Here is a 14,380-nt window from a genome sequence, read left to right on the forward strand (position 1 = left end):
TGAACCGACCAGGCCAGGCTGGAACGCATAGACATTTCAAGTTCGGCCGGTCGTGCGCGATCACAACCTTCTATGTCCTGCGCAGCGGCGCCCACTATCACCGCACTACATACTTGAGTGATGGCCCAGCGTGACCTTGTGCCCGAACGAGGCCCATCAAAGATAGGACACCGTTTGGCTCCGGATACGCCTCAGGACGGAGTTACCTCTTCCCCTTTGACGACGCTGGTAATAGTTTATTGAACACGGGCTGGTCGCCGGCTTGCCCGTCCCGGATAAGACACGTGCTCGACATGCACCGACTCAGGCAGCAACGACTCCACCTGAGCTGCCAGCAGCTGCTGCTCGGCCAGCCGCGACATGACTCGTTCGACAATCTCCATTCGAGCCACGGCAGCGTCACGCAAGCTTTGCATCGACTGCAGCGCCTCATCGGACTGCGCTAGGCCGTTGCGCGCCGACACGCTCAGGTCATCGATACCACCACGGGCGTCATCGGCGGTACGCTCCAGGCCTTGGGCGATCTGAAGGATCTGCGCACTGGAATCAGCGACACGCTTGGAAAGGTTACGCACTTCATCGGCCACTACGGCAAAGCCGCGACCATGCTCGCCCGCACGAGCCGCTTCGATAGCGGCATTGAGGGCCAGTAGGTTGGTTTGCCGGGCGATGTCTTGGATGCTGCCGACCAACCCTCTGATTTGCACGGATTGGCCACCCAGCTCGACGAACGTTTGAGCCAGTTTCTCCATAGACTGATTGAGCTCGCAGAAAATAGTGGCTGAGGTCTGGATGCTCTGCGAACTGGCATTAACCTTACCACCCGCTTCGCGTGCCAACTGGTTGGCAAAATGCATGTCTTTCTCGGTCTCTCCGATCGCCAGGCTCAACTCGCCCATATTACTGCGTAGAAGCGGATGAAGCGTTAGTGGCTCATACTCAGGCTTACCGTCGGATTCGAGAGAGGTTTCCATTGGCAGCAACCTGGTTTCTACCGGCACTTCTACCGGCACTTCGACCCGCACCTCTACCCTCTCCACGTTTTCGAAGTGATACAACCAGCCCGCCGCGATCAGCGCCAGCACGATGACCGGTAAACAGACGTAAAGGTGCTGGGGATAAAAACCTGTGGCAAGACAGGCCATTACCGCGCCGCCCTGCATCAGAGCCGCCAGGTGAGTGCGCTTCGTGAGTCTCAGCATCATGATTCCCCGGCCCGCATGCCTGTAAGGCTTGTCGGACTCGATTCGTTATTGTTATAGGTACAACCCGCAACAGCCGGGCCGGACAGGCGTAGATAAATGCACCCAGGCCTTCAAAGAGGCGTAAGGGCTATTCATGCTAGCGAGAGGTTAAAAGCCGGGACTATCCGATTTTTGCAGACCCTTATCCGTTTTTTCAAGACAGAATGATTTCCCGCCTACCTACAGCATCGGATAGCCAGCGGGTGTAGAAGTACTCCTTATTGGAGATTCGTTAGGTATGGTTTCTCAAAGCCGCCCCACTACCCTGCCGGTGACCATCGAAGATATCGCTAACCACACTCGGTGCCTGTCGACTAGTAATAGCAATGCGCTCATCGTCGCGGATCTACCTTTCAGCTCTGCATGATCGCTTAATCGGATGCTGGAAGATGCCATGACGGTCATGCAGGCAAGTGCCGAGATGGTCAAGATTAAAGGCGGTGAATGGCTTAAAAGTGCTGTCGCACAACTACTCAAAATGGGCATTCCTGTGTGTCCATATCTCGGATTAACTCTGCAATCAGTCAACGTGTTTGGCAGTTTCAAAGTACAGGGCCGTGATGAATTGAAAGCTCGTCAGTTGAGAGAGGACGCGATGACATTGGCAGATGCGGGCGCAGCCATGCTTGTCCTTGAATGCGTCCCTACCTTCTTGCATATCCAGGTCGAGGTTGACGAAGGCAGTGCCGACCCGCCGACCGTGGTTGATGCCGAACTGCGCTTCGCTGATGCGGTTGCTGCTCAGCTTGAGCTTGCTGTCTTCGATGAAGTTGTTGGTGCGCAGGTACGAGAGGCCGGTGCTGACGGAGGTCTTGCTCAGGGCGTCGCGATGGATCACCCGCTCGACGCGCAGTTGATGATTTTCGCTGTCGCCGGTCTGCTTGAAATTGAAACCGTTGGCCTGAGCTCGCGAGCGGTACTCGCTCTGGCTGTAGGTATAATTGAAGTTCCACCAGCCCCACGGCACGCTGTAATTGAGCATCGCGTTGTTGGAGGTGTGCTGGTGATCGGTCATCGCATCGTGACCGCCGCGCAGCATCAACTGATCGGCTAGGCCCAGCGGGCTGTCCCAATCAAACGTCGTGCCCCACTGCTTCTCGCCGGTGCTGCGCTGGCCGTCATTACTGCGCGACAACCCGGCACGCCACGGATTCTGCGGCGTGTTCTTGACCAGCACTTCGCTGCCACCGACCTTTTTGCCCAGGGACAACTCCATCTGCGCCTGATTTGATGGCAGACGGTTTAGCTGATCCACCATCTGCTCGATTTCCCGCAGATTGACCAGCTCACCGCTCTTGCCGGGAAAAGCCATCCTCAGTTCACGGTCCGACAGCTGGCTGCCCTGCGCGTCCTTCAACCCTTCAAGTCGACCCTCGACCACCAGCACCTTCAGATGCCCGCCGGACAAATCCTGCGGCGGCAAGTAGGCACGGCTGGTGACCAGGCCTTTTTCGATGTAGTGATCGGTGATGACTTTCAGCAACTCGTTGAGCTGCGGGACGCCTAGGCACTGACCGATATATGGCTTGAGCAGGCGATTTTTCTCGCGGTCCGAGAGACTGTCGGCGCCTTTGAGTTCGATGTCCTTGATGGGGAAACAACGGGCGTCGGCCGGGGCCGTCGGTTGAGTAGGTTTGGCTGCCTTTCCGGGTAATTCCTTGAGTTCCTCCAGACGCCGACGCTGCTCTTCGAGCAAGCGATCCTGACGCTCGCGGATCAGATCGGTTTCACCAGGGGTGGGGGCGGCGTGAGCAAGATTCAGCGAAGAAAGGCACAGTAAAGCCAGGCACAGCCTCCCCACGAGGGCGGATGGGTACATATTCAATCCCTCGACATGGCTCTTTACCGCTATTGGGGAGAGAATGCTGTGCAATCGTCAATTAGAAACTCAATTACAGCTTCGTGAATTATTTATTTCGAAAAAATAAAAAGCAGTAGGAAAACCGATGTTAGCCGTATCGACCAGCATACCCGCCGCGTCTGTGTAACTGTAAAGGCAAACTAATCTGAGGTTAACTGCAAGCACCATTTGCCGTCTGTAACCTGCCTGCTTTCGCCGCAGCCTACCTAGGTGCCAACTTAGGGCTCAACAAATCGGTCTGGCTAGCTACCGACCTCGCCGCCTTTTCTTCAACCGCTTTGAGCTACTCAGTGTTTCGCATCAGCATGTTGGACTCTAAAGTCTTGATACGTTCGCAGTACTGAGCAGCTAACTCTTTTACTCTTTCGGAAACGTTTTCTCCGCTCGCTGCTTTTGCATAGAGAGCGCCAATTTCATTGAGATACTGGTCAATCAGGTCCTTCTCAAAATCATACATGGTTAGCTCCTTAGCGTGGGTTCTCTCAGCCGTCCCCTCGGACGCGTTTTGCTCCACTCGGACTCCTTGACGGTAATATCTTATCGAAAACTGTCGACTATAACAGCAGGGTAATTCTGAAAATCAATAAGGAATCCCCTACTAAAGGCAGGAATATACCTACTCCATTGTCACACTGATTTTCACCAGTTGATATAATGTCGAAAACGAATATTCAACTGAACATACCGTAATTTTTCTTGGAATAATTTTGTGTACAGAGTCGGTGAGTTTTAATCCGCCTTCTCGAACTTTGGTAGAACGTCAAGTGGTGAAGGTGGCACGACCTGAGAACCGGCACGCACGGTGAGCGAGTTCTTATTGGATATGCCCCCCGGGATCCTCTTGCACCATTTCTCGATCTCCTCTCCACGCCTCTCCAAGCGAAAGCGGTTTGACCCGCATTAAATCCCTGCGACAGGTTTGAGATCCCGCCGACATTTGGTGTTTTGCGTGTTGAAGGCTTACGGTGCCGTCGGTGTTCTGGCTTTATCTTGACGACTCAATCCCTCAGCGCATATCTGCATATGACGATATCGGCTCAATCGGCAATGGCAGGTTCCTTGCCAAGGATCGAAGGTGTCATGCAAATACAACAGGGCGCGGCTCGCGCGCATAGTCTTCGCTGTGTTGCCAGGTCAATCCGGCGACCAACATGAAGTGATTCGAGAGTCGGCGTTCAACGAACGCCGTGCAGGCATAAAGACCCTTCGCTCAAAAACATTCAAGGGTTGAAAATGAATAAAATTTCAACACGACTAAACAGTGAAATACAGCCTGGCCAACCACGATCGAACAGCCCCCAAGATGGCCCCTCCTGCTCCGCACCCGACACTGCTCAACGCAATTCTGAACGCTCTCAGCGAACTAACGCTGTTAGTATGTGGTTAGACATTTTGCGGTTTGAAGTTCGATTACTGTGCTCGGGAAATACTGATGGATACCCGAAACGCAATACGTGGGTACCGAAGGCTACCCTTTTATGATTGTGCTCGACCAGCATATACCCCAGCCCTGGCGCGCCAGATTCGAAGCGGCGAGCGCCTTGTCTACTCGATTGCTTGAAGGTAGTTACGCAAGCGACTGGCGTCGCTTCCTCAGGAGCTGGGTACGCGAGATGCAGCACCTTGCCGCACATAGAGAGAGCTGCAACATGGATTGATTTTGATTTGAACACAAACGGCCGCGAGGTATTGCTCAGGCAGTACGAGGGTTCGTACCGATAGATGATTACCCGAGTGAATGCGGGATTTTTAGGTGTGTTGAAGACTCTTTAGGTAGTCATACAGAAATACCCATTCTTTCGCATTCGCCTCATCAGTCAGTTGCATCGCACTTCGCTAAGACTTCGCACTAGGAGGTCAGGAGGGCTTCTGGGTAGACCTGTACGCTTTTCTTCAGTAACGGATAAACATAGACACAAACCTCATTGTCGCCACCTGGTTGGCAGCGCTGCTGCGAAAAAAAAGCTGCACCAGGGGGATCTGAAAGACGAAGATTTCTACGAGCTGCTGGTCGACCAAGTCCACTCAAGTGGTTGCCTGGATCAATCACATCAACTTCCAACTACGAAACGTATTTTCCAGACGACTCAACGGAATCAGCGGCGAGCGCCAAACCTCCTGGGGCAGTCCTAGATCCAGTAGCAGATCCGGCAACGCCAGCAGCAAACAAGCATCCGCCCGTAAGCGATCCAACAGCCATTCCGGATTTGCCCAATGAGCAAAGTGAGTACAAACAGCCGCCCAATCGACCGAACCTAATCGTTCCATTGCTGTTGGCCACCGGGTGCGTCGTACTATGCCTTCAATATCCAGCAGCATGGGAGCGAGATCGTAAACGGGTGCAAAGCTCACTCGCTCTTTACTCCGAAGGATCGAGAGGTTTCCGCAATGGTTGTCGGTGTTCCCGACAATCAGATTGATCAAATCCCGTCGCAGATACTCGCTAATCATGTCCGGTATTTCAGATTCTTGGTCTGCGGCAATCCATGCTTTCGCTAGCCGATCCACGACATCGACATGATCCATACGGATAACCGATTGGGTGATGCCACAGAGCGAGTACATTGACTCCACCCCGATACGCTCAATCCCCCTCGAAGAGACTTTGCGGTCGAATCTTTGCATCCAAATACTGGGCACTTTCGCCGCTTCGTATGCCAGCCCCTCGCCGGCGATCGTGTCGATCCCCAACACGCCCAGCGCGCGGTAAAAGCAGTATTCGGAATGCAGGATGTCTCGATCTAATTTGGTTGCGTTGTTACGCGGGAACTTGACGAACCAATGTCGACACACATCTGCGTCGTCTAGCGCTCCGTTGGGATAAAACTGCCCCCATGCATCCTCAACAAGCAGCATTTTTTGAGCTACGCCCCCAGCCCCAAGCGCGCCGATTATTGGCCATCCCGATTCCCTGGCCTGGTCGAGAAAGCCCATTCCTTCCTGAACAACCTCTGCTCGCGTAGACCCACCAGTCACTTCGCTTGTGGGATACAGCGTTTCGGCGGCGCATTTTACGCGCGTGTGCCCAATGGGAGCGGCGGCGAATTGCTGCAGCAGAAAGAGATCAATCGACACCCCAGGTGGTACTACCATTCTCGACAAGATGTGCCGACGTGCAGCACCCGCCGGGATGATATCGTGCAGAAAAGCTGGGGCAAGCTCTCGTCGAATATCCCACTCCAGTGGGATATTCGCGCTGACGGCCGGGGCTTTTACCGTACCCAGTTGAATGAACTGATCCACAAGATATCCGGGCAGGTAGTTCATAGTGCATCGGCTTCGAAGGCTATCTCCAGGTGAGTCGAAGCTAACTACCACTGCATCGTGCCAATGGCCTTCCGAATGAATTTGGAGTGTGATGGATTCCATACGTATCGGCAAATAACCGAAGCCTCACTGTGCCTTGATCAATATGAGTCCGCAGAGTTTCTAGGAGGTGTCGATACCCCCAGACAGCGGGAAATAGGTGCTCGATTAGCGTCTCTGACTCAATCCAAGTACGAGCAAGGGGTTCCGCCTAAACGGGCTATTTTCTCAATTTCCCGAAAGCCTACTAGACGAGCCCTGGCAGATTTTCTTGCAGTGCTGCTCTCGCCAATCATTCATTTACGTCAGTGTTTTAAAAGCACGTCACGCTTCAACAGCAGGCACACTCACATGCTTTCTCGCGCCACAGCCGGGCTCTTAAAACTTCGAAATAGAGGGTTGCGACCGTCATTGCTCCATTCTTATAATTAACTCATAACAAAAAAAGGAGAGTGTCATGAACTACAACTCTGCGGAATATATCAAGCAGTACAACAAAACACTGAATGAGCATTGCGATTGGGAGATTCAGCTTTCCACCGACGAAGAGCATAAGGACTCTTTTGCTGTATTTCACTTAAACACCCACCCCTCAGAACCAGACAAGCCTGTGCCCATTGGCTATATCCCCTTCACAACTCCAGTGGAGTCGCTGATCAGTTCCGAAATACTCTGCAACAACTACTATCATTTAGGGCAGAGCATTGGGATAAAAGCTCAATTTTATTACTTATCAGAATCAGGAGCATTTCCGATCCAAAAATAGTGATAGGAACATCTGAGCAAACTCCAATAGTCATCAACTGAAGGCTCAAATCTCAACATACCGCCTCATCAGACCTTCAGTTGCCATGCGTTTTCCAAGTGTAGGATGACGAGTCATCGATCGAGTCCCCGAGCGCCTCGACTGCAGGCAAGCTCGCATGCTTGCGCGCTCCACGGCCGGCCAAGATGTACAGCGTGTCTTTGCTTTCAAAAATGCAGCCGTCAAAATCACGCTGGTAGTCGCTGAGGATGATGCCCCCCTCCTGATGCTTACCTTGATTATCGAATACAGCCTGTTGGGCAAACAAGATGGTCGCCTCTAACCCCTGCTTTTGGATTTCCCGTGCGTGGAATTGTGGCAGCATGACATCAACCAACATCCAGTGTCGGACGATACAAAATTGCCTTTCCACAAATAATTCTTTGGCGACCCTGATCAACTCATCATCATCGAGTCTGGAACCCCCTATTATTTGCGCAGCGCCAAAAAGCAAATCACCCAGTAGCTGGGCATCCGTTGCGGTCGTCTTCTTCATTGCCACTCTAATCTGCTCTACCCTGCCTGTTGCTTGGCAGGATCTTGATTGCATGGAATCCAGTACTACCATCACTCGACAGCACGTCGGACTGGATCGCTCCAAACCTCCCATGAGGTGTCAGTGATAAATGCGATTCATATAAATATTGCCACCAGGCGGAACCCAACTCACCACAACATAAGTGCTGCCTCCGATCGTCTGAAACAGCCAATACCCCTCAATAAAATGGGACTTCTGTATCCTCGATGTTCTTATGCTGGCGCCCTCTCTGAACCGTCCTTTGGTATCGCCATACACCGTGCCCATGAGTATCGGTGGGCTGTCGACAGCTGCCAGCAAGTAAGCGGTAACAGGCATACCAAAATCCATTGCCATTGCCGTTGTGACGGTCTCTGGAATGGACACGCACAGTGGGTCATTCATGCTGTGATATCCTTGGACAATCAATCAGACTATTTACCGCGATTTTGCTTTCGTTCGTGCCGTATTCCACTCACAGCTCCTGATTTCATCCAAATTGTGTACCGCCCAGCCCACCCTTCACGCTGAGCCTGAACAGCGATCCCCGTCGCATTAGAAAATCGGGAATGAGAAGAAGCCATCGACTATCAGTGGCTTTCAAGACGCAACTCAGATGACGTTGACCACCAGAGCGGGATTAAAACCGGTCTGTGAGTTGGGATAACCGCGAGGATTCGAGACCACGCGGCACCGACCTATTTGGACATCAATGGATCGGTGGGTATGACCAAAGATCCAAAGGTCTGCCTTCTCTACAAGGTCCTGCCAATTGTTCGCATAAGCAGCGTTCAGATGACCATCATGTTTATCACCGACCAGTTCGTAGAGCGGCGCGTGATGCGTCACGACGACAGTTTTTCCATCAAACGGTTTTCGTAATTCCGCCGCTAACCATTCGTGCGAGAAATGGTTTCGGCTGACGACATCGGACGGGCGTAAACGCCGGTAGTTTTCAGCGCGGATAACTCGGAAATCGTTCATCCAATCCTGAGCAATTTGGGTAGCAGCCACTGCGTCTCCCGTTGCAGAAAAATCAGTCCAGCTTGTTGCACAAAGGAAGCGTGTTTGGTTGAAAACGAAGGCCTCATTTTCCAAAACATGGACATGACTGAGGGCAGCCTCCTTCATCTTCTGCAACGTGTAGTCGATGTGGCCACCGTAAAACTCATGATTACCACCCACGTAAATCACGGGACACGAGAAAGCCTCGTTTGCCCACCCCACTCCCCTCGACTTGACATCAACATCCCCCGCCAAAACGGCCAAGTCGTACTCCGCGGGCACAATCTCGAAGGGAGAAAATTCGTTATGCAGATCTGAAAGCACGTATAGCTTCATCTGTAGACCGATCTCGATTTAAAGCTAAATTGAAACAACCAACTCGAGAGTGGGGCTGGGTTTTGATGCGTCATGAATGAACAAAGGATCCGATACCGCCACTCATATCAATATATAGATTTGAGTGGCGGATAGCAAACGCGGCATACACCTCTGTTTTTATGGGACAGAAAAATGTCTGTGCGAATCGCATTCGCCGCGGCGCTAAAGCTCTTAAGAACGGGACGCGGCATCAAGCAAGATGATCTGAGCGATACGCTCGCTCAATCACACGTGAGCCAAATTGAGAGTGGAAAGACCTCGCCCAGCCTTGAGGCGATCATCGAACTGAGCAATGCTCTGAAGCTACATCCCGTCGCGTTGATGACCCTGGTGTGTGCAGCGCATGAAAAATTGACGGCGAGTGAGGTCCTGGAGGTTGCCCAAAGAGACCTTCATTCCCGATCTCTACTCGAGACCCCCATTGCGCTGGAAACTGAGAAAGGGCCACACCCTCGAGTGGCTGCAGCAGCGAAAGCTCGAAGCGAAGTACAGGAGCTGAAGGATAAAGGCTTTACGCAAGCTGAAATTGCACGGGAACTGGGTATGGCGGAGTCGACGGTTCGGCGCCATTGGCATCGTCAGTCTTAAGCTTGGCACATTAGAGTAGGCCAGTGCTCGTACTCTTCCCTCGTCTAGCCAACCACCGCTCCAGGTGGCTATCGATTAGGGTTGGCTCTCATAGAAAACATTGAGTCATCGCAAGGTAGGGTTTTCTTGCGGACCGGCTGGCAAGAATACTGGAGAGTGCGAGCTTGCGATTCAAGGGTAAGGTTCCGTGCTTCAGTAGGCCCTTAGAGTATTCACTAAAGCTGAGACAGGTGCCAAATCCAATGCGTAAGGATGTAAGCTTTTCCCTTCGCCATATGCAGAGGATCATGGAGCAAATTGGCCTCGCTCTCGACTTGCATTTTTCAGGAGCATCAACGAGTAACCCAACAGTCGAGCAGTCGCTCACACCAAATATCGAACCTCAGGCAGAAATTCAATCCATCACACCTCCGGTCATGGCCGACATCTCAGTCGAAGAATCCTTAAATGTTCGACGCCTTCCCTTGAGGTTAAATGATCCTCTTAAAAATGGCGGCCTTGGTGGGAGGCATAATTTCAGCCCAGATCTCTTGCGCCACTGCGACAATTCACAACGTCTCGATCTATCTCTTGAGCGGCCACGCGAGTAACGACCGCCCGGCAATGACAATCAAGGCTAATGGTTAAGAAATGAAGAATGTAAATACCTGGACGGCGACCTACGAGGACTTCCTCGCCTGCTCTGAAAGACTTACCGAAGAGCTCGACCGATTTCACGATGAGATTCGCGACAGCAAAGCAGTGCTTGTCCAGGCTAGACAATTCACTGCGCAAGTTGACGCTGCCAGTAAAAAAATCGGTGAGCAAGTTGTGACTGCAGAGCGCGCGTGGGCTAATGCGGATAAGGTGGCCCTGGTCGCTGCAAAGCACGCTCATGAAGCAGCATTCCGAGGCGTGCAGGCGTCACTTACCGGCGCCACTGAGGCACTCGCCCAATCAGCCCAGGCGAACCAGCTGGCAGCCAATCGGGTCGACCAGAGCTTTACACAATCTAGGAAATTCATTTTCAGATTGGGAATCGGATTTCTTGTGGTCAGTGGCTTGGCGATCTTCGGTGCTGTTTATTTTGCCAGCCTCCGGGAGTCCCCTCTTGAACGGGAGACTCGGCAAAATGCTGCGCATTTCGAATTAATCTGGAGTAAGGCCACCCCCAAAGAGAAGGCTGAGCTCCAGAAAATTTGGAGCCGCCCACCCGCTGCGCCTGTTGCGCCACCAGCCAGCCGTTAGAAGCTGGGGCCAAAGCTTCTGTCAGAAGGCGTATCGCGTTCGAGGTTCTTGGAGCGTTGGAGCTGATGATCTTTCTCAATACCAAGTGGCTGCATCAGAAGATTAAGCTCCTCCAGCCCTCGAAATCGGGCATGAGCGTATCTCCCAGGGGCCTTTTCGTCTCCCGGGAGGTAAACAAAGACCATACCCTGAATAGTTGAACTGTCCCCGCTCACCCCGCCGGCAATCGCGCCGAGCTCGTCCAGATATTTCTTAAAGCGCTTGTACGTACCGCCGACTATACGGGCCCCAATGAATCGATCCAGGAATTTTTCGGTCGACATGTCCCGGCCTGCCTTCAGTTGGAGGTCTACCTTTAGAAATCGCGCCACCTTCACGGCGTAGCGGTTAAGCAGGTCAATCTCTTCATGGATCGGTATCGGATATCCTGCCGGTTGGTGGGTTTCAATTGTGCTCCAACAAATCATGTGGAGATCCAGGCAACGCCTGAGAAAATCTCGTCTCAGCGCCAATTCGTTGAAGAGCTTCTTTCGGAGATCTTTACCTGCCTCAGTCCTTATCGCTTCAAGCGTTGCTTTGAACTCAATGATTGCGAAGCGGGCGTTTGCCGCGACAAGGTGATCTGCGAATTCCGCGTCCTGCGCTCCAAGTGTCGTGTTAGCCCAACCGGCCCTCTCTTCACCATGGGTGGTGTCGAACCTGGCTTCGAAGGCTTTCGAGAATCGAGACACAGCGTTCGATTCCATATCCCGTAGAGGTATATCTCCCTGCGTCACTTCAGTGTTCCCCATCAAGCGGTAATATTGGCAATCGACTCACACCCTAACAACCGTGCGACCGATGGGCTGGATACCACGATATCGGGTGTGACTACGCCACCGATCGACGCCAAAAATTCATCCTTGAGTCGTTCCGTCATTCCCACCAGTTCCCCTGAGTTCAGCAAGCTTCGCACCGATGCCTACTCGATAAAATCTGACTGCAAATAATGGCAAAATGATCGCAATCAACCAGGACAATGGCAAGCATCACAGACGTCCTTTTGCTACCCGAAAGCCATCATCAGTCCACTCCGGCAAGGCTTCATCCGTTTGATACATATGATCCGTCGGAAATGGGAAAAGACCTGCAAGCTAGAACTTGCAGGGCTTCTTGGTCAGCCTTGGCACTTACTCCGGAGCCGAAGTCCGGATCAGGTGATCGAAGGCACTCAGCGAAGCCTTGGCGCCCTCTCCCACCGCAATCACGATCTGCTTGTACGGCACAGTCGTCACGTCACCGGCGGCGAACACACCTGGCAGCGAAGTCTCGCCACGGGCATCGACGATGATCTCGCCACGAGGCGACAGCTCGACGGTGCCCTTGAGCCAGTCGGTGTTGGGCAGCAAACCGATCTGCACGAAGATGCCTTCGAGGTTGACCGTGTGGAACTCGCCCGAATCGCGATCCTTGTAGACCAGACCATTCACCTTCTCGCCGTCACCCTTCACTTCGCTGGTCAGCGCGCTGGTGATGACATTGACGTTGGGCAGGCTGAACAGCTTGCGCTGCAGCACCGCATCGGCGCGCAGTTTGCTGTCGAATTCCAGCAGCGTGACATGGCTGACGATACCCGCCAGATCGATCGCCGCTTCGACACCGGAGTTGCCGCCGCCGATCACCGCAACACGCTTGCCCTTGAACAGCGGGCCGTCGCAGTGCGGGCAGAAGCACACGCCTTTGGCTTTGTATTCCTGCTCGCCCGGCACGCCCATTTCTCTCCAGCGGGCACCGGTGGCGAGAATGAGCGCCTTGGTTTTCAGGCTGGCGCCGCTTTCGAAGCGAACTTCGTGCAAGTCGCCCTGGTTCTTCGCCGGAATCAGCGCGGTGGCACGCTGCAGATTCATGATATCGACGTCATACTGCTTGACGTGTTCTTCCAGGGCGCTGGCCAGTTTCGGCCCTTCGGTTTCCTGCACGGAGATGAAGTTCTCGATGGCCATGGTGTCCAGCACCTGACCGCCAAAACGCTCCGCCGCGACACCGGTGCGAATGCCTTTACGGGCTGCGTAAATCGCTGCCGAAGCACCGGCTGGGCCACCGCCGACCACCAGCACGTCAAAGGCATCCTTGGCGCTGATTTTCTCGGCCTGGCGCTCGGCGCCGCTGGTGTCGATCTTGGCGAGGATTTCTTCCAGACCCATGCGGCCCTGGCCGAACACTTCGCCGTTAAGGTAAATGCTTGGCACCGCCATGATCTTGCGCTCATCGACTTCGGCCTGGAACACCGCGCCGTCGATGGCGACGTGGCGAATGTTCGGGTTCAGCACCGCCATCAGGTTCAGCGCCTGTACCACGTCCGGGCAGTTCTGGCAGGACAGCGAGAAGTAGGTCTCGAAGCTGAACTCGCTCTTGAGCGAGCGGATCTGTTCGATGACTTCGGCACTGGCTTTCGATGGGTGACCACCGACTTGCAGCAAGGCCAGTACCAGCGAGGTGAATTCGTGGCCCATCGGGATGCCGGCGAAACGCAGGCTGATGTCCTGACCGGGGCGATTGATCGAGAACGACGGCTTGCGTGCATCGTCACCGTTGTCGAGTAAGGTAATCTTGGTGGAAAGACTGGCAACGTCTTTCAGCAGTTCGAGCATTTCCTGGGATTTCGCACCGTCGTCGAGGGATGCAACGATCTCGATCGGCTGGGTGACCCGTTCCAGGTACGATTTCAACTGGGCTTTCAGATTGGCGTCCAACATACGGGCGATTTCCTTTATCAAATTCTTTGCATAAAAAAACGCCCGAGCGAATCTCGCCCGGGCGTTTTATTGGGCGGTGCAGCTTACTAAGCAGGTGCGGAGTTCCGCCCTGTGGAGCGTGTCACGGACTTAGATCTTGCCGACCAGGTCCAGGGATGGAGCCAGAGTGGCCTCGCCTTCTTTCCACTTGGCTGGGCAAACCTGACCCGGGTGGGCAGCGACGTACTGGGCAGCCTTGATTTTGCGCAGCAGCTCGGAAGCGTCACGACCCACACCACCGTCGTTCAGCTCAACGATCTTGATCTGGCCTTCAGGGTTGATCACGAAGGTGCCACGGTCAGCCAGGCCAGCTTCTTCGATCAGCACGTCGAAGTTGCGGGAAATGACGTGGGCAGGGTCGCCGATCATGGTGTACTGGATTTTGCCGATGGCTGGCGAAGTGTTGTGCCAGGCAGCGTGAGCGAAGTGGGTATCGGTGGAAACGCTGTAGATCTCGACGCCCAGTTTCTGGAACGCGTCGTAGTTGTCAGCCAGGTCTTCCAGTTCGGTTGGGCAGACGAAGGTGAAGTCGGCTGGGTAGAAGAACACCACAGACCACTTGCCCTTCAGGTCAGCGTCCGAGACTTTTACGAAGTCGCCGTTTTTGAAGGCGTCAGCTTTGAACGGTTTAACTTGGCTGTTGATGATAGGCATCGATGACTCTCCATCAGGGGT

13 protein-coding genes and 2 pseudogenes are annotated in these 14,380 nt (G+C 53.6%); 5 read left to right on the top strand and 10 right to left on the bottom strand.

Annotated features, from left to right (window positions below; all coding sequences use genetic code 11):
* Window positions 1-236 precede the first annotated feature (236 nt).
* Window positions 237-1,205 carry a methyl-accepting chemotaxis protein gene (locus N4Q37_RS06810; RefSeq protein WP_390897903.1) on the bottom strand — a complete coding sequence of 323 codons (969 nt, stop codon included), beginning with the start codon at window positions 1,203-1,205 and terminating at the stop codon, window positions 237-239.
* Between the two features lie 277 nt (window positions 1,206-1,482).
* On the opposite strand from N4Q37_RS06810, the pseudogene N4Q37_RS06815 reads away from it, so the two are divergent.
* Window positions 1,483-1,839, top strand: a pseudogene (locus N4Q37_RS06815) (3-methyl-2-oxobutanoate hydroxymethyltransferase); the annotation flags it as partial.
* 39 nt (window positions 1,840-1,878) lie between these two features.
* Here the strand turns inward: N4Q37_RS06815 and N4Q37_RS06820 are convergent.
* The 3 genes and pseudogenes from N4Q37_RS06820 to N4Q37_RS06830 form a co-directional block, all read right to left on the bottom strand.
* Window positions 1,879-3,063: pseudogene (locus N4Q37_RS06820) on the bottom strand (ShlB/FhaC/HecB family hemolysin secretion/activation protein); the annotation flags it as partial.
* Window positions 3,064-3,388: 325 nt separating this feature from the next.
* Window positions 3,389-3,562 (bottom strand): hypothetical protein, encoded by a 174-nt coding sequence (locus N4Q37_RS06825; protein WP_260956251.1) that lies wholly within the window; start codon window positions 3,560-3,562, stop codon window positions 3,389-3,391.
* Between the two features lie 1,589 nt (window positions 3,563-5,151).
* Window positions 5,152-6,372, bottom strand: a complete 1,221-nt coding sequence (locus N4Q37_RS06830) for a HipA domain-containing protein (RefSeq protein ID WP_260956253.1) — start codon at window positions 6,370-6,372, stop codon at window positions 5,152-5,154.
* A gap of 496 nt (window positions 6,373-6,868) precedes the next feature.
* Between N4Q37_RS06830 and N4Q37_RS06835 the strand changes: the two genes are divergently transcribed.
* Complete coding sequence (locus N4Q37_RS06835; protein WP_260956256.1) at window positions 6,869-7,177, top strand: hypothetical protein; 309 nt, start codon at window positions 6,869-6,871, stop codon at window positions 7,175-7,177.
* Between the two features lie 76 nt (window positions 7,178-7,253).
* Here the strand turns inward: N4Q37_RS06835 and N4Q37_RS06840 are convergent, their stop codons facing one another.
* The 3 genes from N4Q37_RS06840 to N4Q37_RS06850 all read right to left on the bottom strand — a co-directional run bounded on the left by N4Q37_RS06840 (window position 7,254) and on the right by N4Q37_RS06850 (window position 9,074).
* The gene (locus N4Q37_RS06840) at window positions 7,254-7,712 is read right to left on the bottom strand and encodes a DUF6957 family protein (RefSeq protein ID WP_260956258.1); all 459 of its coding nucleotides are present in this window, start codon (window positions 7,710-7,712) and stop codon (window positions 7,254-7,256) included.
* A gap of 120 nt (window positions 7,713-7,832) precedes the next feature.
* On the bottom strand, window positions 7,833-8,138 hold the full coding sequence (locus N4Q37_RS06845) for a hypothetical protein (RefSeq protein ID WP_260956260.1): 306 nt from the start codon (window positions 8,136-8,138) through the stop codon (window positions 7,833-7,835).
* Between the two features lie 207 nt (window positions 8,139-8,345).
* Entirely contained in the window at window positions 8,346-9,074 is a 729-nt protein-coding gene (locus tag N4Q37_RS06850) for a metallophosphoesterase (protein WP_260956262.1), read from the bottom strand.
* Window positions 9,075-9,248: 174 nt separating this feature from the next.
* On the opposite strand from N4Q37_RS06850, the gene N4Q37_RS06855 reads away from it, so the two are divergent.
* From N4Q37_RS06855 to N4Q37_RS06865, 3 genes are all read left to right on the top strand, one after another.
* Window positions 9,249-9,704 carry a helix-turn-helix domain-containing protein gene (locus N4Q37_RS06855; RefSeq protein WP_260956264.1) on the top strand — a complete coding sequence of 152 codons (456 nt, stop codon included), beginning with the start codon at window positions 9,249-9,251 and terminating at the stop codon, window positions 9,702-9,704.
* A 242-nt stretch (window positions 9,705-9,946) separates the two neighbouring features.
* A complete protein-coding gene (locus tag N4Q37_RS06860; RefSeq protein WP_260956265.1) occupies window positions 9,947-10,294 on the top strand; it encodes a hypothetical protein in 348 nt (115 codons plus the stop codon).
* A 40-nt stretch (window positions 10,295-10,334) separates the two neighbouring features.
* The gene (locus N4Q37_RS06865; protein ID WP_260956267.1) at window positions 10,335-10,931 is read left to right on the top strand and encodes a hypothetical protein; all 597 of its coding nucleotides are present in this window, start codon (window positions 10,335-10,337) and stop codon (window positions 10,929-10,931) included.
* On the opposite strand, the gene N4Q37_RS06870 is transcribed toward N4Q37_RS06865, so the two are convergent.
* The 3 genes from N4Q37_RS06870 to ahpC form a co-directional block, all read right to left on the bottom strand.
* Complete coding sequence (locus N4Q37_RS06870; RefSeq protein WP_260956269.1) at window positions 10,928-11,707, bottom strand: hypothetical protein; 780 nt, start codon at window positions 11,705-11,707, stop codon at window positions 10,928-10,930. The two genes, N4Q37_RS06865 and N4Q37_RS06870, sit on opposite strands and share 4 nt — an antisense overlap.
* A 393-nt stretch (window positions 11,708-12,100) precedes the next feature.
* Window positions 12,101-13,666, bottom strand: coding sequence for an alkyl hydroperoxide reductase subunit F (gene ahpF, locus N4Q37_RS06875; RefSeq protein WP_260956271.1), 1,566 nt, complete (start codon window positions 13,664-13,666; stop codon window positions 12,101-12,103).
* Between the two features lie 129 nt (window positions 13,667-13,795).
* The gene (gene ahpC / locus N4Q37_RS06880; RefSeq protein WP_260956273.1) at window positions 13,796-14,359 is read right to left on the bottom strand and encodes an alkyl hydroperoxide reductase subunit C; all 564 of its coding nucleotides are present in this window, start codon (window positions 14,357-14,359) and stop codon (window positions 13,796-13,798) included.
* Between the last annotated feature and the right edge of the window lie 21 nt (window positions 14,360-14,380).

The sequence above is a fragment of the Pseudomonas citri genome (assembly GCF_025336485.1).
Taxonomy (GTDB): Bacteria; Pseudomonadota; Gammaproteobacteria; order Pseudomonadales; family Pseudomonadaceae; genus Aquipseudomonas; species Aquipseudomonas citri.